Raw genomic sequence first — 19271 nt, 5'->3', positions numbered from 1 at the left:
TGCCGCTGTTCGAACTCTTGTCCCGACAGGACGGAAAAGGTGGGAGGCTGGCACGATGACCCGTGCCGGGCTCGTTGGGGCTGCTTCCTTCCGGACCTGACCCGGTTGGCGAGTGGCTCGTCCACCACCAACCTCCCGGCTTCCATATCGGCAATATCGAAAGCAAATGCAAGCCAAGCCATCAAAAAACTGATATCGATATGCAAAACAAGGCGAATCCGTTGTCTTTGCCTGAGGAGAATGACTTGGCGACCTTCACCCTAGACGAGCGGCTCGAACGCGACGGCATCCCGATCGCCTCGATCGGGCTTTGCCAGATGCGGCTGATGAACGACCGCCGCTGGCCTTGGCTCGTGCTCATTCCGCAGCGTGAAGGCATCTCGGAAATCTTCGACCTGACCCCGCTCGACCAGACGATGCTGACCTTCGAGACGACGATGGCGGCGACCGCCCTGAAGAAGGTCACCGGCGCGCAAAAGATCAATGTCGGGGCATTGGGCAATATCGTCCGGCAGCTACATGTGCATATCATCGCCCGCAACGACGGCGACCCGAACTGGCCGGGGCCGGTCTGGGGCTTCGGCAAGTCGGAGCCATGGGACGAGAAAGAACATCAGGCCTTCGCAGCGCGCATTCTGGAAAACCTCTGAACATGACGAAATCGATCTTTGACCTTCGTAGCCCGCATCCGGAGCCAAGCACCCTCGTCGCCTTTTCCGAGAATCACCTGGACCGCCAGTCAGAGCACCGCACCGACGATTGCGTCGAGCTGGCGCTCAAGCATCCCGGCGCCCATTTTCTGGCCTTCTCGGGGCCGAAGCTGATCGTCAAGCACGACGAAAAGATCATCGATCCGCTGTTTGCTCCCTATGAACTCGAAGGGCTCGAACCGGTGCTCGACGAGACAATTCTGCTCGGCTACCTGCCGAACGGCGAGCCACGGCTCGCGGTCCCGACCGGCCTGACCGAAGAGACGATCACCGAGCCCTTCAAGATCGCCGACGGCCGCACGCTCTACAGGCAGCAGATGCTGCCGGAGGAACTGCTCGGCCAGTTCGCGCAGGCATCGAGCCTGATTACTTGGAACGCCAACAACCGCTTCTGCGGCCGCTGCGCCGGCCCGATGGAAGGCAAGTCCGGCGGCTATCGCCGGGTCTGCACCGCCTGCGGCCATATGGTTTTCCCGCGCACCGACCCGGTCGTCATCATGATGACGATCGACCTTGAACGCGACCTCTGCCTGCTGGGACGCAGCCCGCATTTCGCGCCCGGCATGTATTCCTGCCTGGCCGGCTTCGTCGAGCCGGGCGAGACAATCGAAAACGCGGTGCGGCGCGAAACGCACGAAGAGTCCGGCATCCATATCGGCCGGGTGCGCTACCATGCCTCGCAGCCCTGGCCGATGCCGCACACGCTGATGATCGGCTGCTACGCCGAAGCGAAATCGACGGTCATCAAGCGCGACGAGCAGGAACTGGAGGACGTGCGCTGGTTCACGCGCGAGGAAACGATCGCGATGCTCGAACGCTCGACCGGCGTTGCCAATACCGGCGACGAGCATATTCCGCCGCCGAAGGGCGCGATCGCGCACCAACTCATGCGCGACTGGCTCGCCTGGGGCGAGCGGGCGTAAGGCCAGCCTTCGACAAGGGGGATCGGAATTGTCCCGCTCCGAACGATTGCTCGATCTTCTGCAGGTGCTGCGCCGCTATCGACAACCGGTGAGCGGCCAGCGGCTGGCGGAAGAAACCGGCGTCAGCCTCAGGACGCTTTATCGCGACATTGCCAGCCTGCAGGCCCAGGGCGCCCACATCGAAGGTGAGCCGGGGCTCGGCTACATCCTGAAGCCGGGCTTCATGCTGCCGCCGATGATGTTCTCGCAGGAGGAAATCGAAGCGCTCGTGCTCGGCTCGCGCTGGGTTTCCAAACGCACCGACGACGACCTGGCGGGGGCTGCAGCGAATGCGCTCGCCAAAATCGCCGCCGTGCTGCCGTCCGAACTGCGCGACGAGCTGGAAAGCTCGACCCTTCTCGTGGGCCCAAGCCCGCCGGCCACCAACGGCATCGACATCGCCGCACTCAGGCGGGCGATCCGTAACGAACGCAAGGTGGAACTGCGCTACGTCGACAACGATGGCAGCGAAACGGAGCGGACGATCTGGCCCTTTGCTCTGGGTTTCTTCGAAAATGTCCGCATGGTCATGGCCTGGTGCGAACTTCGCCTGGACTTTCGCCACTTCCGGGCGGACCGCATGCGCCAGATGACCGTGACCGAGGCGCGCTATCCGCGCCGCCGTCAGGTGCTGATGAAGGACTGGCGCGCCAGCCAGAACATTGTCGCGTCAAACCGACAGACGGTGGGCTCCTGACACGCGCGCAGCATGCTGACAGAAACTGGCAGCGGCCGAACTTAGCCTGCAACTCCCGCAACAAGGAGGCAGAGCATGACCAAGGCAAATCTCATCGTACTTTATGTGAAGGACCCGCTGGAAAGCGTCGCGTTCTATCGCACGGTCCTCGCGCAGGAACCGAGCGTTACCTACCAGACCTTTTCGTCCTTCGAGCTGCCGGGCGGTTTCACGCTCGGGCTTTGGGCCGAACACACGGTTGCCCCGGAGCCGACGGCATCGGGCCATCGATCGGAACTGGCTTTCATGGTGGAAGATGAAGGCGCGGTGCGCGCGCAGTACGAAGACTGGAAAGCGAGGGGCCTGCCGATTGCGCAGGAACTGACCGAGATGGATTTCGGTCCGACCTTCGTCGCGCTTGATCCGGATGGTCACCGGTTGCGCGTCTGCCTCTATGATTCGTGATCGGGAAGGCAGCTGCGCGTATCCCGCCAGCCTCTACAGCGCCGCACGTCTGAACGTGCATGGATGGCTGTAACTGAATGGCGGCGGGATACGCGAATGATGCGGATTAGCGGCCGTAAACGGCGGCCTGGATCTGCGAACGGGAAAGACCGATGTCGCTCAGTGCGTGATCGTCGAGAGCGTTCAGCTCGCGGATCGCACGGCGGGTCTTCGCATATTCCATGATCTTCTGACGGATCTTCATCTTTAACACTCCTTACTTGTACGAGCGTCAAATAGGCATTTGCCTAAAATTTGTGTAGCGCCACGATTGCAAACTAGGCATGCACCAAACGCGTAGCCGGTTAACGAATTTTCGCCACTTTCATCACCGGGCATGCAGTTCGAAGCCAGTGATTCTCGCGGGAAATCCGGTCGGCACTCCGCCTGATTGCCCCCACATGCACGTGAAAGATGTTAGCCAGATGCGAGGTCGCACCTGAGGCAGGCCCATCAATTAGACAACCGGGAGTTTTAGGAATTGGTCAAAATTCAGGCAGTTCCAGTTCTGAACGCCCACCCACGAACGGAAGTTCCGACGCGATCCCCCTTGAAGAGAAGCGGCGCCGACCCGCATGCCCAACGAAGTTTGGAGGTCCGGCTGACCCGCACCTCCAAAGCGCAAGAGATTGGACCTCAGCTCGAGCTAGGCTGTCTGCTCAGAGCACGCCGCGCATCGGATGCGCCTTGTAAGTGCCGAGGATGCGGACCTTCTCGGAGAAGAAGCGAAGCTCATCCATGGCGTGACGCACGCCGATATCGTCCGGATGCCCTTCGATGTCGGCATAGAACTGCGTGGCCACGAACTTGCCGCCGAGTTGATAGCTCTCGAGCTTCGTCATGTTGATGCCGTTGGTCGCGAAACCACCCATCGCCTTGTAGAGCGCGGCCGGAATGTTGCGGACGTTGAAGACGAACGTGGTGATGATCAGTTCGTCGTCGCTGTTGCGGGCGATGCGCTGCTCTTCGCGGGAAAGCACGACGAAGCGGGTGACGTTGCTTTCGGTATCCTCGACATTCTCAGCGAGAATCTCGAGGCCATAGAGATCGGCGGCAAGCCGCGGCGCAAGTGCTGCCATCGAGCGATCGCCCTTTTCGGAGACGAGCTTTGCTGCACCGGCCGTGTCACCGGCGACAACCGGCTTCCAGCCATTGGATCGCACGATCTTGCGGCACTGGCCGAGTGCGTGGATGTGGCTGTGGACGGTGCGGATTTCGTCACGCGTGACACCCGGCAGCACCATCAGCTGGAAGCGGATCGGCATGAAGTATTCGCCGACGATGTGCAGCCGCGATTCGGGCAGGAGGTGATGGATATCGGCGACGCGGCCGGCGATCGTGTTTTCGATAGGGATCATCGCGAGATCGGCCTCACCGTTCTCGACAGCGACGAAGGCATCCTCGAACGTCTGGCAGGGCAGCGGCTCCATCGACGGGAACATGTCGCGGCAGGCCATGTCGGAATTGGCGCCGTAGTCGCCCTGGAAGGAAATCCTGTTGGTCTTGACGGTCACGGTAGCTTCCTTCTCAGGCTATTCGGAATGGGTAAGGCGGGCGGAGAGAATACGGCGGGCTTTTTCCAGTTCGACCGGCGTGTCGACGCCGAGCGGCACCGAATCGACGATCTCGACATCGATGCGCATGCCGGCTTCGAGCGCGCGCAACTGCTCCAGCGACTCGCGGCGCTCAAGCACCGAGGGCTGAAGCGCAACGAAACGCTCCAGCGCCTGGCGACGATAGGCATAGAGGCCGATATGATGGAAGAGCGGGCCCTGACCGTAAGGTGCGGTCGCGCGGGTGAAATAGAGGGCGCGCAACCGCGTATCACTCAGCGGCGAACCGACGACCTTGACGATGTTCGGGTTGGTCTTTTCGCTCTCTTCGGTGATCGCCACCGTCAACGTAGCGATATCGGTGCCGGCGTTTTCAAGCGGGTTCAGCGCGGCGCGGATCGATGCCGGCTCGACCGTCGGCAGATCGCCCTGGACGTTGATGACGATTTCGGCGTCGCCGTTGGGGTCGGCCTTCTGCAGCGCTTCGTAGATCCGGTCGGAGCCGGACTGGTGGTCGATCCGGGTCATGATCGCCTCGAACCCGGCGGCGCGCACCACATCGAAGACCTCCCGATCGTCGACGGCGACGACGACGCGACCGACATCCGCTTCGCTGGCGCGCTTCGCCACCTGGACGATCATCGGCAGGCCGCAAATGTCGGCGAGCGGCTTTCCGGGAAGGCGTGTCGAGGCCATGCGCGCCGGAATGAGCACGATGGCTTTGCCTGAATTTTCGCGATTCATGATCTTGCTTTCAAAAACCCCGCCGAAAGTGTCAATAAGTCTCAGTTCGGGGCCGATAATCACTGTTGCAACGCAGAGCCAAAAGACATAGGTTCCGCGCGATTTCAAGATAGGCCGGGTTTTTGTTTGCGCCGGTGGCAAAGGGAGCGTTTGCAGATGAATTCATATGTGAACATGGGCGTGGGTGCCTTTCTGGGGACGGTCTTCGTTCTGATGTCCGTGTCCATTGCGTCAGAAGGCATTTTCCATTCCGAGGCTCCCGAGAAGGAAGGCTTCACGATCGTCGCCGAAGAAGGCACGGCTGAAGCTGGCGCCGGTGGCAAGGAAGAAGCAGAAGTCGACATCAAGCCGCTGCTCCTCAAGGCCGACGCTTCTGCCGGTGAAACCGTGTTCAAGAAGTGCGCAAGCTGTCACACCGCCGACAAGGGCGGCGCAAACAAAGTCGGTCCGAACCTCTGGGGCCTCGTCAACCGTCCGATCGCCTCGCATGAAGGATTCAGCTATTCGGCTGGCATGAAGACCTTCTCCGAAGGCAGCAAGGTTGTCTGGGACTACGATCACCTGAGCTTCTTCATCGAAGCGCCGAAGAAGCACGTTCCGGGCACCGCCATGGGCTTTGCCGGCGTCAAGAAGCCGGACGAGCGCGCCAACCTGATCGCCTGGCTGCGCGAGCAGGCCGATTCGCCGGCTCCGCTGCCGGATGCGGCTGGCGGCGCGGCGGAAGCTGCACCGGCTGCTGGCACCGAAGGCGCAGCGCCGGCGACCGAAACCAAGCCGGCTGAAGGCCAGACTGCGCCGGCTACGGAATCCAAGCCTGCCGAAGGCCAGCCGGCACCGGCACAATAAGCTTAGCGGTTGGAACCAACCCATTCAAAAAGGCCCGGCTCGCGCCGGGCCTTTTTGCGTTTCCAGGGCGCATTGCACCACGCATCCGGGCACCACGCATCCGGCCGAATCGCCAGAGAGATTTCGCTCCTCCCGACGAAACTCTTTCCGGACATTCCGGAGCAATCACACCAGAAGATAGGCCCAGACCGAAACGCTGATGACGCCGAGCGCGGTCGTCAACGTGATGGTCGAGGAAGCGAGTGCGTGACCGACGTTGAAATGGTTGGCGATCAGCCAGGCGTTGACGCCGGTCGGCACCGCCGATGTCAGCACCAGCGCCTTCGTCCAGTTGTCGTTGAGGCCGAGCAGATGGCAGCTCGTGAACACGACCCCGGGCATGACGAGAAGCTTCAACGCGCTGGTAAACGAGGCCAGGCCGAGATTGCCGGCAAGGCCGTATTTGTCGAGCGCCATGCCGATCGAGATCAGCGCTGCCGGTGCAGCCATGGAGGCGAGTTGGTCGACGACGGTTTTCACCGGGCCGCCGAGCGGTTGGCCGATGAGATGGAACGCAGCACCGCAGGCAAGCCCGATGACCAGCGGATTGCGGACCAGGTTGCGGCCGACGCCGGCCAGAAGCTGCAGCGGACTTTGCCCCGGCTTTCCACTCGCGCGCCGTTCGGCCCGTTCCATCAGCAGCGTGCCCGCAATCATCATAACCGGCAGGTGCACGGAGAGCAGGATCGAAATCGCCACGATGCCCTCTTCGCCAACGATGCGTGAAACCAACGGCAAGCCGATGAACACGGTGTTGGCGAAGGCCGAGGAGACGCCGGCGAGGACCCCCATGCGTGCATCGCGGCCGAAAACGAGCGTTGCCGCCAGATGCCCGACGGTCCAGGTGACGGCGACGCCGGAGAAATAGGCGACCCAGAGCGGCCAGGGCGACCCGTCCTTGAAATCCGCTTCGGCAATGGTGCGAAACAGCAGAATGGGAACGGCGACGCGAAAGACGAAGTCCCCGAGCGCTTCACCGACTGCCGGTTTCAGATAGCCTGAGCGAACCAGGAGCCAGCCGGCAAGGATCAGTATGAAGATAGGCAGGACGTTCTGGAAGATATCGGACATGCACGGGCCCTGGATCACGATGATTTACGGCGTGTCGCCCCGAAATCACCGAACGTGATCGCTTCTCATGAGGTAGAGCGAGATGCGGGCGGAGGACCGCAGGCACTTGCCTCATCCCGCTCCTGGATGGTCACACCAGCAATAACCGCCTTCGCGCCCGGGCCGCAAGCGCATGTGCGGCCCCAACATCAAGGGAACCTTCGCCGGTTGCAGGCGTTCGGAAAAGCGTGAGGAACGGACCATGCCGCCAGAAAGACCCATATATGCCCACCGGGACGATGACCCGCATCTGAGGGATGACGCGCTCGCCGCCAAGGTGCTGCGCTTTATCGGCTATGCGACGATGATCGATACCAGCGCGGTCTCGGTGATGGCGCTCGGCGAGATCGTGGTGCTTTCCGGCGAGGTTGCAAGCGAAGCGGACATCTCCTGCGCCGGCGATGCGGCGGCACTCGTCGTCGGCGTCGCGAGCGTCGAGAACCGATTGACCACGAAGCCAGACGCGGCAGACTGAACCAAGCCCCTATCCACATTTTCTGGGCCACATTTCCTGGGCCAAATTCTGCAGGACAACTCCCGGGCGAAACGCTATCGATCCATGCACGAACACATGTTTCGATCGATTCGGATGGAAGTTGGAAATGGGACTGAGGGCTATTGCGCCGAACATGGCGCTGGACGTCGTGGCGAACATCGATCGGAGGCTTGAGGCGATCCGAGCGCAGAACCAAGTCGTAATCCCGATCGCCATCGAAAGCGGTAGCCGCGCATGGGGCTTCCCCTCCCCGGACAGCGACTATGACTGCCGCTTCATCTTCGTTCGCCGGCTGGAAGATTACCTGTCTCCCTGGGTCAAGCGGGACGTTATCGAAACGCCGCTCGAAGGCGTTTTCGACGTCAACGGATGGGACCTCGGCAAAGCGCTGAAACTGATGCTCAAGGGCAATGCCGTGATCCTCGAATGGCTGACATCCCCAATCGTCTATTGCGGCTCAGCATCCTTTCGCACCCGCTTTCTGGAGTTGGCCCATCTCTATGCGAGCAGGGACCTGATCGGGCGCCACTACCTTCACCTGGGCGAACGCCAGCGCAAAACCGATTTTGGCGACACCCAGAACGTTGCCCAAAAGAAGGTCTTCTATGCGCTACGGCCTGCGGCTGCGTTGAGATGGCTGCGCGGCCATCCCGATCTGGCCGTGCCTCCCATGCATTTTCCGACCCTCATGGCCGAAATCGACCTGCCACCCCAGGTCAGGGCGATCGTGGATGAACTTCTGTTGCGCAAGGCATCCAGTCGAGAACTGGGCTTTGCCGCCGTTCCACGCCCTATTCTCGACTTCATCGACAACGAGTTCCTGCTGGCGCAGGACGCATTTGGCGGTGGTCGCATACATGCCCCGCCGGAAGCCTACGGAGATGTGGAAACATTCTTTCAAGAAACGGTGCTCAGCTTCGCCGCGGGTTGTTGAAACCTGGCCCAGATGCTAAGCACGCCGACGTTTGATCGATGAACTCTTTTTTTGGATTGACCGCATGAGGACCGAAGCGTCAGCAACCAGGTAAGCCGCAACAACGGTTTGAAAAGTTGTTGCGGCGTCTGTCGGCTCACACTCCAAGATATGATGAAGTGGCAGATCGCCGCCGAATGTTACCCATTTGTGCGGATGTTTCATCATGCCCGATCATAACTCACCCACCTGGTCCTATTCGCTACCGGCAGCCCTGCTGCTGATGGCGCCTTTCGATATCCTGGCGTCGCTCGCCATGGACATCTATCTGCCTGTCGTGCCGGAAATGCCCGGCATCCTCGGCACGTCACCGGCGATCGTCCAGCTGACGCTCAGCCTCTACATGCTGCTACTCGGCCTCGGACAGATCCTGTTCGGCCCGCTCTCTGATCGCTTCGGTCGGCGTCCGGTCCTTCTCGGTGGCGCTACGCTGTTTGCGCTTTCGTCGCTGGGGCTTGCAGCCACGAGTTCGGCACCGGCCTTCGTGGCACTCCGGCTGGTGCAAGCGGCGGGCGCCTCGGCCGCACTGGTCGCGACCTTCGCGACGGTGCGCGACGTCTATGGCACGCGCCCAGAGGGCGTGACCATCTATGGCCTCTTCAGCGCCATGCTCTCGTTCGTGCCGGCGCTCGGGCCGATTGCCGGCGCGCTGATAGCAGGTACCTTCGGCTGGCAGGCGATTTTCCTGACGCTCGGCGTGCTCGGTCTAGCCGCACTCGGCCAGGCCTTGCTGCGCTGGTCGGAAACCCGGCCAGCCCAGGCGGGCAAGGTGACGCCCAGCTTCGCACCGATTCTCAGGAGTGGGGTGTTCTGGACCTACACGCTCGGCTTCAGCACGGCGATGGGCGCATTCTTCGTGTTCTTCTCGACCGCGCCACGCCTGCTCATCGATCGCGCCGGTTACTCGCAGTTCGGCTTCAGCCTGGCCTTTGCGACCGCCGCAGTGGTGATGATCACCTCGACGCGCTTCGCCAAGGGCTTCGTCGCACGCTACGGTATCCCGGGCTGCCTTGCCCGCGGCATGGGTCTGATCATGCTCGGAGGGCTGCTCCTTGCGGTCGGCGAGGTCCTTGCCACGCCTTCGTTCGTCAGCTTCGTGCTGCCCATGTGGGTGATCGCCGTCGGCATCGTCATGAGTGCCTCGGTAACCGCAAACGGCGCGCTCAAAGCTTTCGACGCGATCGCAGGAACGGCCGTGGCACTCTACTTCTGCGTCCAGAGCCTGATCGTCGGCCTCGTCGGCACCGGCGCCGTGCTGCTGCTCAGGGGTGACACGGCCTGGCCGCTCGTCGGCTACTGCCTGGTGATGGCAATGATTACGCAGCTGACGCTGGCGTGCCTGAACCGGCGTGAACGGCGCTAGGCCCGAGCTCCCGGGGCGGTCACCTGCTCCGGGAGCTTTCCACCGACATATCCGGCGGTGGCCGTGATGCTCAAAGGATGCCTCTTGACCTCGCCCTTGGGGCAAGCCCCAGACTTGTCCCCATGACCGATTCCTATTTCCTCGCCGGCCGATTCGGCGCCGCCACAAGACTGTCGCCGAAAGCATTGCGGCTCTATGCCGAGCAGGGTCTGCTCGTACCCGCCCATATCGATCCGGTAACCGGCTATCGCTACTACGCCGCCGAGCAGGCGGGTCGCGCCCGACTGATTGCCAGACTGCGGCAACTGGGTCTGCCGATTGCCCGGATCGCGCGCCTGATCGAGCTTCAGCCCGAGGTGCGCCTCACCGAACTGCGCGCCTGGCTGGAGGTACAGACAAAACGGCTCGAGGAGCAGAGCGAACTGGTAGAGGCAATCGTCAGGCAATCCACCGGTGGCGATGATGCACTGATCAAGGCCGTTCGCCTCCGTGACGTCGCCCCTTCGAAGATCGTCTATCGGCAGGGCCATGTGACCGTCGACGCGCTTGAAGCTTTCACGGAAAGCGCAGAAGCGGAGATCCGGAGCTATCTGGCGCAATGCGGCAAAAGCAACGACGGGCCGATGACGCTGCATTTCCATGAACCCGTGAACCATGACGGCAAGGGCCTCGTCGAAGTCGCGATCGGCTATGCCGGCAGTCTTGAGCCGGCAGGCGATCTGCGCCTGCGGCTTCAGCCAGCGGGGCGAGAGGCGTTCCTGCCGGTGCCCGAGGCGTTCGAAACCTTTCCGGCGGTGCTTCGTATCTACGACGCGATCGAGGCCTGGTTCGAACAAGGCAGCGATCTCGACTGTTTCGGCAGCCCCTACGAAATCTATCCCGGCAGCGACGGCGCCCGGTTCGACGTCGCCTATCCCATCGAGCCCGAGAATCCCATTCCTCAGGGAATACCACGTCCCCGGCCCCGGAAATGCTTGATCGAAGCCATTCCGCAAGCCACCTCGCACCTCCGATAACCCAAGGAACCAACCGATGCAGCACGTTCCCTATGTGGGCTCCGGCCCCTATTGCTACGCCAACTCCTTCGCCATGATGTTCGGCGAGGCGGCGCCCTCGCCCACCGTCATCGAATTTGCCACGAGCAGCCCGTTCGGCATGCAGCTCATCGGCGGCTCGCTGCCGTTCTTCGATCCCTATGGCTGGGATCCGGAAGCCGGGTTCGACGGCGCACTTGCCGCGCTCGGCTGGACCTCGGAGGTCAGCAAGGGTGACGATGCCGAGGACGCGCTTTCGCGTCTCCGCTCGGCGCTGAAGGACGGGCCCGTCTGGGTCGGGCCGGTGGAAATGGGTCATCTCCGCCATCAGCCCGGCATGACCGGGCCGATCGAGGCCGACCATTATGTCGTGATCCTCGCGCTCGACTAAGAACGGGTGCTGATGCACGACCCGCAGGGCTACCCCTACGCCTCGCTGCCCATCCGCGACTTCATGGCGGCCTGGAGCGCGAAGACGCTCACCTACGGCGATTCCTTCACGATGCGGTCCGGTTTCTCGCGCGTGACGGAGGTTTCGGAGGTGGAGGCGATCCGGGCCTCGCTGCCGGCTGCAATCCACTGGCTATCTATGGCGACGGACCGGCCGATGCCGCCTGATAGCCTCGGCAACGCCGACGCCGCCGAGACGCTGGCGACGCGCGTCGAACAAGGTTGTGACCAGGGTCTGCGCGCCCATTTCGTCCACTTCGCCGTTCGTGTCGGTGCCCGCCGCGCCGCAGACGCTGCAACCTGCCTCAAGCGCGCAGGCCTTCCCAGGTCCGCGGCGATCGCGGGCGAACAGGCGCAGCTCATCGGCGCGCTGCAATACCCGCTGGTTCTGCGCAGAGATGCGGAAGCCGCCGAAACACTGCGGCGGCTGGCTCCGACCTACGATCGGCTGCTCACCGCTCTGCGAAGCGGAGACTGATTGCGGTGACCACGGCATCGCGAACGGAAAACCGCCTCGCACTTTTCCTGGAGTTGGCTCATCGAAGTGACGCAACTCCGGACGGAAAACCGCCTCGCACTTTTCCTGGAGTTGCTTCAGGCGATAAGCTCAGAGAAGCTCTTCGGGCGTTCAGACTTCGCGTCGCGCACTGTCGCGTAGTGAAGGCCGACGACACCGTTGTCGTAGTTTTCGCTGCCGATGAGCCGCAGGTCGTTCTTATCCCTCAGCCGCGCGAACCACGGTTCTCCCGGCGAGACGACGGGATAGACGAAGAAGTGGTAGCGATCGACCAGTCCGAGGCCGATGATCGTCTGCGCCAGGCTTGCTCCACCCGAGAGATGGATATCGCCGCCGGGCCCGGCCTTGAGATCCGTGAGGTAGCGCGAAAGCGCCTCATCATCGGCAGCCACGACCCGCTCGGCATTGTGCCAAGGGCTGATCGGTTCGCCGGTGCGGGAGAACACGATCTTGCGGTAGTCGTGCATGCGTTTGGCCATTACGCGGTTCGTCTCGCCGCCCGCCTCGTCGTTCAGCGCGCCCGGCCAGTAGCCGACCATCTCCTCATAGGTGGTGCGACCGACGAGAACCGTGTCGTAGCCGGCGTAGAGACGGTCGATCGCCCGGTACTGCTCGTCAACGACCGTGCCCATCCAGGCAAGCGGATCGTCCAGGCGACCATTGAGCGTCGTCATCATCTGCAGCACGATATTGCGCATGTCATTGCCTCCTCAGTGGGTTTGCTCGACGAAGCGGGCCAATTGCTCGGCCACCGTTCCCCAGCCGTCGTGGAAACCCATCTCCTCGTGCATCTTCCGGTCCGCACCGTTCCGGTGCATCACATGGGCGGCATATTCGGTGCCGGCCGGATGATCGCTCAGCGTGATGATTGCGGTCATGAAGGCGTTTTCCGCCGGGCGCCAGCCGGCAAGCAGCGTGTCGGTGAAGACGATGCGCGAGAGTTCGTCGACCGCAAGGAAGCAGGCATTGATGTGCGGCACGAAATCGCCGCCGTCCTCGCTGATCCGGGTCACGAAGCTGCCGCCCGGCTTCAGATCCATGTCGATCACCTTGCATATGGCCGGCGCCGGCACCCACCATTGCTCAAGCCGGGTCCGATCGGTCCACGCGCGCCAGACGGCCGCGCGCGGCGCCTTGATGACGCGCGCCATCGTCAGGTCGAGTTCGGGGTCTAGAGAGCGGGTCATGTCATTCCTCCTCGTGTTCGGTGACGAATTTTTCCAGCCGGTCAGCACGGCCTTCCCAGAGCGCGCGCTGCGCCGAAAGCCAGGTCTCGACCACGGCGAACTGCGCCTTCTCAAGGGCGCAGGTGCGCACCCGGCCCTGCTTGTGCGTGCGGATCAGGCCGCTGCCTTCCAGGTAATGGATGTGCTTCATGAAGGATGGCAGCGCCATCTCGAAGGGGCGGGCGAGATCGCTGATGCTTGCCGGGCCGCCGCCAAGCCGCGCCAGTACGGCGCGCCGGGTCGGATCGGCGAGCGCCTGAAAGATCACGTCCAATCGATTTGAATACTGTTCCATAAGGCTAAGGATCATGGAGAAACACTTAGCAAAATGGATAACTATTAAATTCGACGCATGGAGCTTGTTGTCACACGGCGCCTTGCCGGCGACCGCAGGTAGAGAGCCGAAATCATTTCCCCAATCCTGCTGATGTGTTTTACTTGCTGCACCTTGCGGGTTCGACAAAGGTCGGGGGCCAAAGCTCGATGGTGCGCTTGCTTGTATTCGCGGTTGCCGCGCTTGCCGCATTCGACGGGAATGCGGCAGAGCAGACCTTCCCCGCCGATGGCGGACTGATCTATTTCAACATGCCGGCCGGCAACATCGGCTGCCAATACACGCCAGCCGGCGGCTCCGATGTTTATGTCCCGGAGGACGGCGGTCCGGAACTTGGCTGCGACCGCATCGAACCGACCTTTCTGCGGTTCATTCTGGGAAAGGCGGGCAAGGCCCGACGCTTCCAGAATGCCGGCGACACAGCATGCTGCGACGGCTCACATATCCTGAGCTACGGCAACAGCTGGAAGAAGGGGCCGTTTAGCTGTCGGTCCGGCAAAACCGGGCTCAGCTGCACGCGCAGCGACGGCCACGGTTTTTACATCAGTCGATCGAAGACCGACGTCTACTAAAGCAGCGGCAGGAAGGTGCCTACGGTTTGCCGTGCTCTGCGTTCTGGTGACGGCCAGAGCGGGTTTGGTCGCAATCTGAAGCGCTGACGGGGTCAACGACTACGGCCGCCGTGCAACGCTGCGGCTCGAAGCTCAGTTTTCACCGATCTCGGCCAGAAAGCTCGTCAGTACGCTGCGGCTCTGCGCCAACTTCTCCGCTTTCTCTTCAACGAGGCGTATCTGCTGGCGCAGGGTGACGCGCAGTTCGTCGCAGGGCTCGAAAATCGGACCTTCGCCGCGCACGCAGGGCAGGAACTGCAGGATCGTCGGAAGGGTCATGCCGCCGGCGCCCAGGAGCTTGATGCGCTCGACGGTTCTCACCTCCGCCAGATCATAATCACGATATCCGCTTTCGGTGCGCTCGGGCTTCAAAAGCCCTTCGGCCTCGTAGTAGCGCAACATCCTGACGCTGACGCCGGTGCGTTTCGACAGCTCGCCTATTTTCATTCCGATCCCTTCGCCGGGCGCTTGACTCTGACAGCGCTGTCAGACCTTAGACCTATTGGCTCCTTCATGTGAACACACCCGGGAGCAAGAACATGCCCAACGAAACAAGCCTCTATCCCGCAGCGCTCAACGGGCGACCGGCCAGCGCAGCCGACCTGATGCCCCTGGCCTTTGCCGGTTTCGCGCACTTCACCGCAATTCAGGTCAGGGATCGCAAGATCAGGGGTCTCGACCTGCATCTGAAGCGCCTGCGCAACGCTTCGCTTGCATTCTTCGACCGCGCCCTGCCCGACGAAGAATTGCGCACCCATATCAGGCAGGCGATCGATGCTGGTCCAGCAGACCAGTCGCTGACAGTCACGGTCTATTCACCGGACGGCGAGTTTACTGCCGACAGCATGCAGGGCGGCCTCGCCGTTCTCGTGCGCAGCGGCCCACCCTCCAATGGCCCGAAGGGTCCGCTTCGGCTTGCCGTCGTCGAGCACGAACGGCCACACGCTACGATCAAGCACGTCGGAGAATCCGGCAAAACCTATTACCTGCATCAGGCGATCCGGAAGGGTTTCGACGACGCCGCCTTCATCGACCGGCAGGGGCGTCTTAGCGAAGCCAGTATCTGGAACCTGGTCTTCTGGGATGGCGAAGCGGTTATCTGGCCCCAGGCCGAGATGCTGACCGGCACGATGATGGGTACAGTCCAGCGACAGCTCGAGCGCCTCGGCGTGCCGCAGCGTCAGGAAGAAGTCACCCTTAGCCGGCTCACGGAATTCTCCGGTGCAGCGGTCATGAATTCGTGGACACCGGGCATCGCCGTCAACACCATCGGTTCGACCGAAATCCCGCAGGCAAAGACGTTTGTGGATTTGCTGCATCGGGCGCACGCGGCAGAGCCGGCCGAAACTGTTTAGAGGTCTCGAGGTTGGCCAGGGCGGACAACAGTACCGCCGTGGCCCGCCTCACTGTTTGCGGGCGACGATGTATGGACGCTTGTCGTCGCCCCTGGTCGCGTGATTTTCGATATCCAGGATCTCAAAACCGGCAGCCATTATCGCCTTGCTCAGCGCGATCAGCCCGAAGGTTCCCGCATAGGGCGCTTGTCCGAGCGCGCGCATCGCCGGCAACAGCGCCAAACGGATCAGCGGGCTCATCTCTCCGACGCACGGCGTCTTGGAGATGAACAGCCCCCTCGATGCGAGCAGGGCATGGATGCTGCCGAGCGTGCCCGAGAGATCGCGCACCAGATGCAGGTAGTTGAAGGCCAGGACCGCGTCGTATTGCACGCGCTCGGCGGCAAGCGTTTCAGCGGTCGCGGTGCGGAAGACGAGGTTCGGCACCAGGTCGACGGCGTATCTCTCCCTGGCAATCGCGGTCATCTCGCCGGAAAAGTCGGCCGCAAGATAGTCCCGGACGTCGCCTGCGAGCCGAAACGCCGTTGTTCCCGTGCCGCAACCAAGCTCCAGCACGGCGTCGTCGGGCAAAAGCAACGAACGGGTACGGTCGAGCGTGCGCTCATATCCGGCGGGGTCCGCGATCGCCCCTTTGGCATATCGCCGCGACGTCCGTTCCCAAAAACGCGCGTCGCTCGCCGTGCTCATGCTGCCTGCTCCCAGATCGCGACCAGATCTCCGGACGGTCGAGGCCCGAGCCACGCCGTTCAAAGGATTCCGCCTACCGCGCAATCGTCAACAAATGGCGGAGAAAGAACCGCCAATCAGCGGACGCCTCTTCAGATCAGGCGAACCCAGTCGACGGTTTCAAGCACATAGGGCGCGAAAAGAAAGTCGCGGATCGCAGTGATCTCATCCGCGCGCCAGTCGAGAAGAACGAAATGCGCCGGTTTCTCCATCGGACCCGTGCTGTCGAAAACCAGCATGACGGGACGCCCTTCGATCGCTCCGAGCGCAAACCGCCACCGCGTCTCCTGCGCATACCGGGTGAAATAGCGGCCAATGCCCTCGCGGCCTTGCAGCCTCAGCCTGTTGACCAGCTCCAGCTTCACGTCGTCGGCCAGCATGGCGCGGATCGCATCGAAGTCACCCCCCTGGAACAGGCGCACATAGGCCGCCATCTTCTGCCGGTTCGCATCGGACATCAGCGGCAACCGCGTATCGTCCGGGCGCTCCGCCAGTTGCCGGAGGGCCACCCGCCCTCGCTGGAGCGCCGATTTGGCCGCCGCCTCTGTGCAGTCGGCAATCTCGGCGATTTCTTCGACCGAATGTCCGAGAACATCCTTGAGGATCACCGCACAACGCTGCAGTTCGGGCAATTGCAGGAAGGTTTGAAAGCCGACCGCGACGATATCCGCTTCAGGCAGCGGTGCGTCTTCCATGTCGTCGAGCAGCGGAACGATCTTGTGACGGGATCGACGGCGCAGGAAATCGAGGCTGGTGTTGTGGGCGATGCGCAGCAGCCAGCCTTCGAGATTATCCACCACCACGCCATCCGCCCGCGCCTGCACGGCCTTGATCAGCGTATCTTGCAACACGTCCTCGCCATCCACGGCCGAGCCGGTCATGCGCGCGCAATAGCGATGCAGCCGCGGCCTGAATGCCCGCAGGCGATCCTCGAAGTCTTCCTCGTTCATGTCTTGAGCCCCATTGGCCACTCCAAGCCGCCAGTCCACCGGAGAGGGCGGCACGATAGCGCGGGTCCGAAAAGATGTCCGCCGCCTTCTTGCAGGCCTCTGCAGGCGTCAGCGGCGGATAGACATCACCTGTTGTCGCTGAACACGGCCTCGCCCAGGATCGATTCGAGGCTCGCCAGTTCGAGGATCTGGGGGAAATAGGCCTTCATCCTGACATCGGACCGCATCGCCTCAACCGACGCCTGTGTCTCCCATTCCGAATAGATGATGACGCTGGTGCCGTCCCTTGCGGCAATCAGCCGGCTCGTCCGCCAGCCAGCAAGAGAGCGAATGACGGTGTCGATGTTGCGCTTCAGAAGCGCGATCAGCTGCGCCTGCTTATCGGGTTCGACCTTCAGAACGTTGACGAGTGTGACGGGTGCAGTGGTCATGGTGCTTCTCCTTCGTTGCGGATGCAGCAAAGACGAAGCGGAGAGGCGAAACGGATCGCAAGGGGAGAAGTTTTTTAGCGTTAGGCCATTCGGACGTCGGGAATACTCCCTCAGCGGGGGAGCGCTCGGCTCGTGCAGCGGGCCTTCTGTCCTCGGCAGATGGCCCGCCGAACAGAGACCGGCCGTCAGAGAGCAAAGCCGCTGGAAGCCGGCAGCTCGCCGTCGTCGCGAACCTTCAGGATGGTGTCGATCAGGCCCCATTCCAAAGCCTCCTCGGCAGTCATGAAACGGTCCCGGTCCATGGCGCGTTCGAACTCCTCGTAGGAGCGTCCGCAATGTTCCGCATAGAGCCGCGTCATGCGCTGCTTGGTGCGAAGGATCTCCTCGGCATGGATCTGCATGTCGGATGCCTGCCCCTGGAAACCGCCTGATGGCTGGTGCACGAGGATGCTGGCATTGGGCAAGGCGGCTCGCTGTCCCGGTGTGCCGGCCATCAGCAGAAACGAACCCATGGAGCGTGCGGTCCCCATGCAGAGCGTGTGCACCGGTGCCCGAATGTAGCGCATGGTGTCGTACATGGCGAAACCGCTGGTCACCACGCCGCCCGGCGAATTGATGTAGAGATGGATGGGCTTCTTCGGGTTTTCCGCTTCGAGAAGAAGCATCTGGGCGCAGACCAGCGCGGAGACCGTGTCGTTCACCTCACCATTGAGAAAGATGATTCGTTCGCGCAGCAGGCGGGAATAGATGTCGAATGACCGTTCTCCACCGTTCGACTGCTCGACGACCATAGGGACGAGTTGCATCGCTTCGCGCATCGGCGAACTCCAATTATCCAAAGTTTGTGGGGAAGCCCGTCGGCCTAGGCGGCGAGCATGAGAATATCGTTGTTGTTCGCGGCCGTCTTGGTCACGCGACCGCTGCGAACATTCGGGAGTTCGTGGACGATCCGCAGCCTGGTTCCGCCGGAACCGATCGGCGCGATCCGGAAGGTGACGGTACTTTCGAGAAACGGAGCTTCGGTTTCGCGCAGCCTGTAGCGAACTTCCTCTCCGGGAACGACGACGGCGCCTTCGGGGTCGGCCAATGCCTCCTTCGGTAGCCAGTTTTCGCGAAACGCCGGGATGCTGATCGCACGCCAGACCTTCTGCGGCGCCTCGTCGAGTTCGTATTCCAGCTCGAGGTTACTATCGTCCGAGGCGCTGCTTTCGCGGTTCATTGGTCCATATCCTTCAGCAAGATCTTGAGAGCTTCGATGCGTGCTGGCCAGTAGGCACGGTACTTCGCGAGCCACTGCGCAATGAGGGCCAGCCCGTCCGGGTCGACTTCGTAGTTTACGAACCGACCTTGCCGCTGCTCCTTTACCAACCCGGCATTCCGCAGCACGGAAATGTGCTGGGACATGGCCGGCTGGCTTATGTCCATACCTTCCCGCAAAGCGCTGGCATTCATGCATCCGTCAGCAAGCTTCTCGAAGATGGCGCGTCGCGTCGGGTCAGCCAGGGCCCTGAATATCTCGTTCTCGATCATGTCGACACATAAGCACGTACTTATCTCAATGACAAGTGCGCCGTTCAGCAGGCGGAGAAAAGAAATGGAGCGCGATTTTGACGCGCCGAACGACACGGTCACGGCGTCGCAGATCAATCCTGCCAGCGGAT

The 19271-nt window shown here is 62.1% G+C and carries 25 protein-coding genes, 1 other RNA gene and 1 pseudogene; 12 read left to right on the top strand and 15 right to left on the bottom strand.

Going from position 1 to position 19271, the window contains the following annotated elements:
• Positions 1–39 precede the first annotated feature (39 nt).
• Positions 40–136, bottom strand: an RNA gene (gene ffs / locus I8N66_RS08995) — signal recognition particle sRNA small type.
• Between the two features lie 64 nt (positions 137–200).
• On the opposite strand from ffs, the gene I8N66_RS08990 reads away from it, so the two are divergent.
• The 4 genes from I8N66_RS08990 to I8N66_RS08975 all read left to right on the top strand — a co-directional run bounded on the left by I8N66_RS08990 (position 201) and on the right by I8N66_RS08975 (position 2813).
• Positions 201–650, top strand: coding sequence for an HIT family protein (locus I8N66_RS08990; protein ID WP_162768814.1), 450 nt, complete (start codon positions 201–203; stop codon positions 648–650).
• Positions 651–652: 2 nt separating this feature from the next.
• The gene (gene nudC / locus I8N66_RS08985; protein WP_291152570.1) at positions 653–1633 is read left to right on the top strand and encodes an NAD(+) diphosphatase; all 981 of its coding nucleotides are present in this window, start codon (positions 653–655) and stop codon (positions 1631–1633) included.
• Between the two features lie 28 nt (positions 1634–1661).
• Complete coding sequence (locus I8N66_RS08980) at positions 1662–2369, top strand: YafY family protein (protein WP_113538843.1); 708 nt, start codon at positions 1662–1664, stop codon at positions 2367–2369.
• A 75-nt stretch (positions 2370–2444) separates the two neighbouring features.
• Positions 2445–2813 (top strand): VOC family protein, encoded by a 369-nt coding sequence (locus I8N66_RS08975; protein WP_291152565.1) that lies wholly within the window; start codon positions 2445–2447, stop codon positions 2811–2813.
• Positions 2814–2919: 106 nt separating this feature from the next.
• Here the strand turns inward: I8N66_RS08975 and I8N66_RS08970 are convergent, their stop codons facing one another.
• From I8N66_RS08970 to I8N66_RS08960, 3 genes are all read right to left on the bottom strand, one after another.
• Positions 2920–3057, bottom strand: a complete 138-nt coding sequence (locus I8N66_RS08970) for a DUF1127 domain-containing protein (RefSeq protein ID WP_064817013.1) — start codon at positions 3055–3057, stop codon at positions 2920–2922.
• A 454-nt stretch (positions 3058–3511) separates the two neighbouring features.
• Positions 3512–4366: a prephenate dehydratase gene (locus I8N66_RS08965; protein ID WP_113538841.1), complete on the bottom strand. Its 855-nt coding sequence runs from the start codon at positions 4364–4366 to the stop codon at positions 3512–3514.
• Positions 4367–4384: 18 nt separating this feature from the next.
• Positions 4385–5149 carry a 3-deoxy-manno-octulosonate cytidylyltransferase gene (locus tag I8N66_RS08960; protein ID WP_113538938.1) on the bottom strand — a complete coding sequence of 255 codons (765 nt, stop codon included), beginning with the start codon at positions 5147–5149 and terminating at the stop codon, positions 4385–4387.
• A 156-nt stretch (positions 5150–5305) separates the two neighbouring features.
• Between I8N66_RS08960 and I8N66_RS08955 the strand changes: the two genes are divergently transcribed.
• Positions 5306–5995 carry a cytochrome c family protein gene (locus I8N66_RS08955; RefSeq protein WP_291152552.1) on the top strand — a complete coding sequence of 230 codons (690 nt, stop codon included), beginning with the start codon at positions 5306–5308 and terminating at the stop codon, positions 5993–5995.
• A 165-nt stretch (positions 5996–6160) separates the two neighbouring features.
• On the opposite strand, the gene I8N66_RS08950 is transcribed toward I8N66_RS08955, so the two are convergent.
• On the bottom strand, positions 6161–7105 hold the full coding sequence (locus I8N66_RS08950; protein ID WP_291152549.1) for an AEC family transporter: 945 nt from the start codon (positions 7103–7105) through the stop codon (positions 6161–6163).
• Positions 7106–7346: 241 nt separating this feature from the next.
• Between I8N66_RS08950 and I8N66_RS08945 the strand changes: the two genes are divergently transcribed.
• From I8N66_RS08945 to I8N66_RS08925, 5 genes and pseudogenes are all read left to right on the top strand, one after another.
• A complete protein-coding gene (locus tag I8N66_RS08945) occupies positions 7347–7619 on the top strand; it encodes a BON domain-containing protein (protein WP_113538937.1) in 273 nt (90 codons plus the stop codon).
• A 154-nt stretch (positions 7620–7773) separates the two neighbouring features.
• Positions 7774–8574, top strand: coding sequence for a nucleotidyltransferase domain-containing protein (locus I8N66_RS08940; RefSeq protein WP_291152545.1), 801 nt, complete (start codon positions 7774–7776; stop codon positions 8572–8574).
• Positions 8575–8779: 205 nt separating this feature from the next.
• Positions 8780–9976, top strand: a complete 1197-nt coding sequence (gene cml, locus I8N66_RS08935) for a CmlA/FloR family chloramphenicol efflux MFS transporter (protein WP_113538837.1) — start codon at positions 8780–8782, stop codon at positions 9974–9976.
• Between the two features lie 122 nt (positions 9977–10098).
• The gene (locus tag I8N66_RS08930) at positions 10099–10992 is read left to right on the top strand and encodes a MerR family transcriptional regulator (RefSeq protein WP_291152543.1); all 894 of its coding nucleotides are present in this window, start codon (positions 10099–10101) and stop codon (positions 10990–10992) included.
• 16 nt (positions 10993–11008) lie between these two features.
• Positions 11009–11938, top strand: a pseudogene (locus tag I8N66_RS08925) (hypothetical protein).
• A gap of 116 nt (positions 11939–12054) precedes the next feature.
• Here I8N66_RS08925 and I8N66_RS08920 read toward each other — a convergent pair.
• The 3 genes from I8N66_RS08920 to I8N66_RS08910 are packed head-to-tail and all read right to left on the bottom strand — an operon-like array spanning position 12055 to position 13498.
• Positions 12055–12675, bottom strand: coding sequence for a dihydrofolate reductase family protein (locus tag I8N66_RS08920; protein ID WP_291152540.1), 621 nt, complete (start codon positions 12673–12675; stop codon positions 12055–12057).
• Between the two features lie 12 nt (positions 12676–12687).
• Positions 12688–13164, bottom strand: coding sequence for an SRPBCC family protein (locus I8N66_RS08915; protein WP_291152537.1), 477 nt, complete (start codon positions 13162–13164; stop codon positions 12688–12690).
• 1 nt (position 13165) lies between these two features.
• On the bottom strand, positions 13166–13498 hold the full coding sequence (locus I8N66_RS08910) for a metalloregulator ArsR/SmtB family transcription factor (protein ID WP_291152619.1): 333 nt from the start codon (positions 13496–13498) through the stop codon (positions 13166–13168).
• A gap of 188 nt (positions 13499–13686) precedes the next feature.
• Between I8N66_RS08910 and I8N66_RS08905 the strand changes: the two genes are divergently transcribed.
• Positions 13687–14109: a DUF6636 domain-containing protein gene (locus tag I8N66_RS08905; protein WP_291152535.1), complete on the top strand. Its 423-nt coding sequence runs from the start codon at positions 13687–13689 to the stop codon at positions 14107–14109.
• Between the two features lie 132 nt (positions 14110–14241).
• Here the strand turns inward: I8N66_RS08905 and I8N66_RS08900 are convergent, their stop codons facing one another.
• Positions 14242–14595 carry a MerR family transcriptional regulator gene (locus I8N66_RS08900; protein WP_291152532.1) on the bottom strand — a complete coding sequence of 118 codons (354 nt, stop codon included), beginning with the start codon at positions 14593–14595 and terminating at the stop codon, positions 14242–14244.
• 92 nt (positions 14596–14687) lie between these two features.
• On the opposite strand from I8N66_RS08900, the gene I8N66_RS08895 reads away from it, so the two are divergent.
• Positions 14688–15503, top strand: a complete 816-nt coding sequence (locus I8N66_RS08895) for an aminotransferase class IV family protein (protein WP_291152529.1) — start codon at positions 14688–14690, stop codon at positions 15501–15503.
• 48 nt (positions 15504–15551) lie between these two features.
• Here the strand turns inward: I8N66_RS08895 and I8N66_RS08890 are convergent, their stop codons facing one another.
• The 6 genes from I8N66_RS08890 to I8N66_RS08865 all read right to left on the bottom strand — a co-directional run bounded on the left by I8N66_RS08890 (position 15552) and on the right by I8N66_RS08865 (position 19140).
• On the bottom strand, positions 15552–16190 hold the full coding sequence (locus I8N66_RS08890; protein WP_291152526.1) for a class I SAM-dependent methyltransferase: 639 nt from the start codon (positions 16188–16190) through the stop codon (positions 15552–15554).
• Positions 16191–16321: 131 nt separating this feature from the next.
• On the bottom strand, positions 16322–17179 hold the full coding sequence (locus tag I8N66_RS08885) for a sigma-70 family RNA polymerase sigma factor (RefSeq protein WP_291152523.1): 858 nt from the start codon (positions 17177–17179) through the stop codon (positions 16322–16324).
• 125 nt (positions 17180–17304) lie between these two features.
• Positions 17305–17610, bottom strand: coding sequence for an antibiotic biosynthesis monooxygenase (locus I8N66_RS08880; protein ID WP_291152520.1), 306 nt, complete (start codon positions 17608–17610; stop codon positions 17305–17307).
• Between the two features lie 185 nt (positions 17611–17795).
• A complete protein-coding gene (locus I8N66_RS08875) occupies positions 17796–18428 on the bottom strand; it encodes an ATP-dependent Clp protease proteolytic subunit (protein ID WP_223726063.1) in 633 nt (210 codons plus the stop codon).
• A 44-nt stretch (positions 18429–18472) separates the two neighbouring features.
• A complete protein-coding gene (locus I8N66_RS08870; RefSeq protein ID WP_291152518.1) occupies positions 18473–18829 on the bottom strand; it encodes a hypothetical protein in 357 nt (118 codons plus the stop codon).
• A complete protein-coding gene (locus I8N66_RS08865) occupies positions 18826–19140 on the bottom strand; it encodes a metalloregulator ArsR/SmtB family transcription factor (RefSeq protein WP_113539964.1) in 315 nt (104 codons plus the stop codon). Before I8N66_RS08865 ends, I8N66_RS08870 begins: the two co-directional genes overlap by 4 nt.
• Between the last annotated feature and the right edge of the window lie 131 nt (positions 19141–19271).

This window comes from Ensifer sp. SSB1 (genome assembly GCF_016652895.1).
In the GTDB taxonomy this organism is placed as follows: Bacteria; Pseudomonadota; Alphaproteobacteria; order Rhizobiales; family Rhizobiaceae; genus Ensifer.
This window is presented reverse-complemented; position numbering and strand designations above follow the sequence as displayed.

Bases quoted from the DNA above. Each gene is read 5' to 3' on its own strand.
- I8N66_RS08910 (WP_291152619.1), bottom strand. From the start codon at position 13,498: ATGGAACAGTATTCAAATCGATTGGACGTGATCTTTCAGGCGCTCGCC.
- I8N66_RS08930 (WP_291152543.1), top strand. From the start codon at position 10,099: ATGACCGATTCCTATTTCCTCGCCGGCCGATTCGGCGCCGCCACAAGA.
- cml (WP_113538837.1), top strand. From the start codon at position 8,780: ATGCCCGATCATAACTCACCCACCTGGTCCTATTCGCTACCGGCAGCC.
- I8N66_RS08890 (WP_291152526.1), bottom strand. From the start codon at position 16,190: ATGAGCACGGCGAGCGACGCGCGTTTTTGGGAACGGACGTCGCGGCGA.
- I8N66_RS08945 (WP_113538937.1), top strand. From the start codon at position 7,347: ATGCCGCCAGAAAGACCCATATATGCCCACCGGGACGATGACCCGCAT.
- I8N66_RS08920 (WP_291152540.1), bottom strand. From the start codon at position 12,675: ATGCGCAATATCGTGCTGCAGATGATGACGACGCTCAATGGTCGCCTG.
- nudC (WP_291152570.1), top strand. From the start codon at position 653: ATGACGAAATCGATCTTTGACCTTCGTAGCCCGCATCCGGAGCCAAGC.
- I8N66_RS08900 (WP_291152532.1), bottom strand. From the start codon at position 14,595: ATGAAAATAGGCGAGCTGTCGAAACGCACCGGCGTCAGCGTCAGGATG.
- I8N66_RS08950 (WP_291152549.1), bottom strand. From the start codon at position 7,105: ATGTCCGATATCTTCCAGAACGTCCTGCCTATCTTCATACTGATCCTT.
- I8N66_RS08885 (WP_291152523.1), bottom strand. From the start codon at position 17,179: ATGAACGAGGAAGACTTCGAGGATCGCCTGCGGGCATTCAGGCCGCGG.
- I8N66_RS08875 (WP_223726063.1), bottom strand. From the start codon at position 18,428: ATGCGCGAAGCGATGCAACTCGTCCCTATGGTCGTCGAGCAGTCGAAC.
- I8N66_RS08990 (WP_162768814.1), top strand. From the start codon at position 201: ATGCAAAACAAGGCGAATCCGTTGTCTTTGCCTGAGGAGAATGACTTG.
- I8N66_RS08880 (WP_291152520.1), bottom strand. From the start codon at position 17,610: ATGACCACTGCACCCGTCACACTCGTCAACGTTCTGAAGGTCGAACCC.
- I8N66_RS08970 (WP_064817013.1), bottom strand. From the start codon at position 3,057: ATGAAGATCCGTCAGAAGATCATGGAATATGCGAAGACCCGCCGTGCG.
- I8N66_RS08940 (WP_291152545.1), top strand. From the start codon at position 7,774: ATGGCGCTGGACGTCGTGGCGAACATCGATCGGAGGCTTGAGGCGATC.
- I8N66_RS08975 (WP_291152565.1), top strand. From the start codon at position 2,445: ATGACCAAGGCAAATCTCATCGTACTTTATGTGAAGGACCCGCTGGAA.
- I8N66_RS08915 (WP_291152537.1), bottom strand. From the start codon at position 13,164: ATGACCCGCTCTCTAGACCCCGAACTCGACCTGACGATGGCGCGCGTC.
- I8N66_RS08865 (WP_113539964.1), bottom strand. From the start codon at position 19,140: ATGATCGAGAACGAGATATTCAGGGCCCTGGCTGACCCGACGCGACGC.
- I8N66_RS08870 (WP_291152518.1), bottom strand. From the start codon at position 18,829: ATGAACCGCGAAAGCAGCGCCTCGGACGATAGTAACCTCGAGCTGGAA.
- I8N66_RS08895 (WP_291152529.1), top strand. From the start codon at position 14,688: ATGCCCAACGAAACAAGCCTCTATCCCGCAGCGCTCAACGGGCGACCG.
- I8N66_RS08960 (WP_113538938.1), bottom strand. From the start codon at position 5,149: ATGAATCGCGAAAATTCAGGCAAAGCCATCGTGCTCATTCCGGCGCGC.
- I8N66_RS08905 (WP_291152535.1), top strand. From the start codon at position 13,687: ATGGTGCGCTTGCTTGTATTCGCGGTTGCCGCGCTTGCCGCATTCGAC.
- I8N66_RS08955 (WP_291152552.1), top strand. From the start codon at position 5,306: ATGAATTCATATGTGAACATGGGCGTGGGTGCCTTTCTGGGGACGGTC.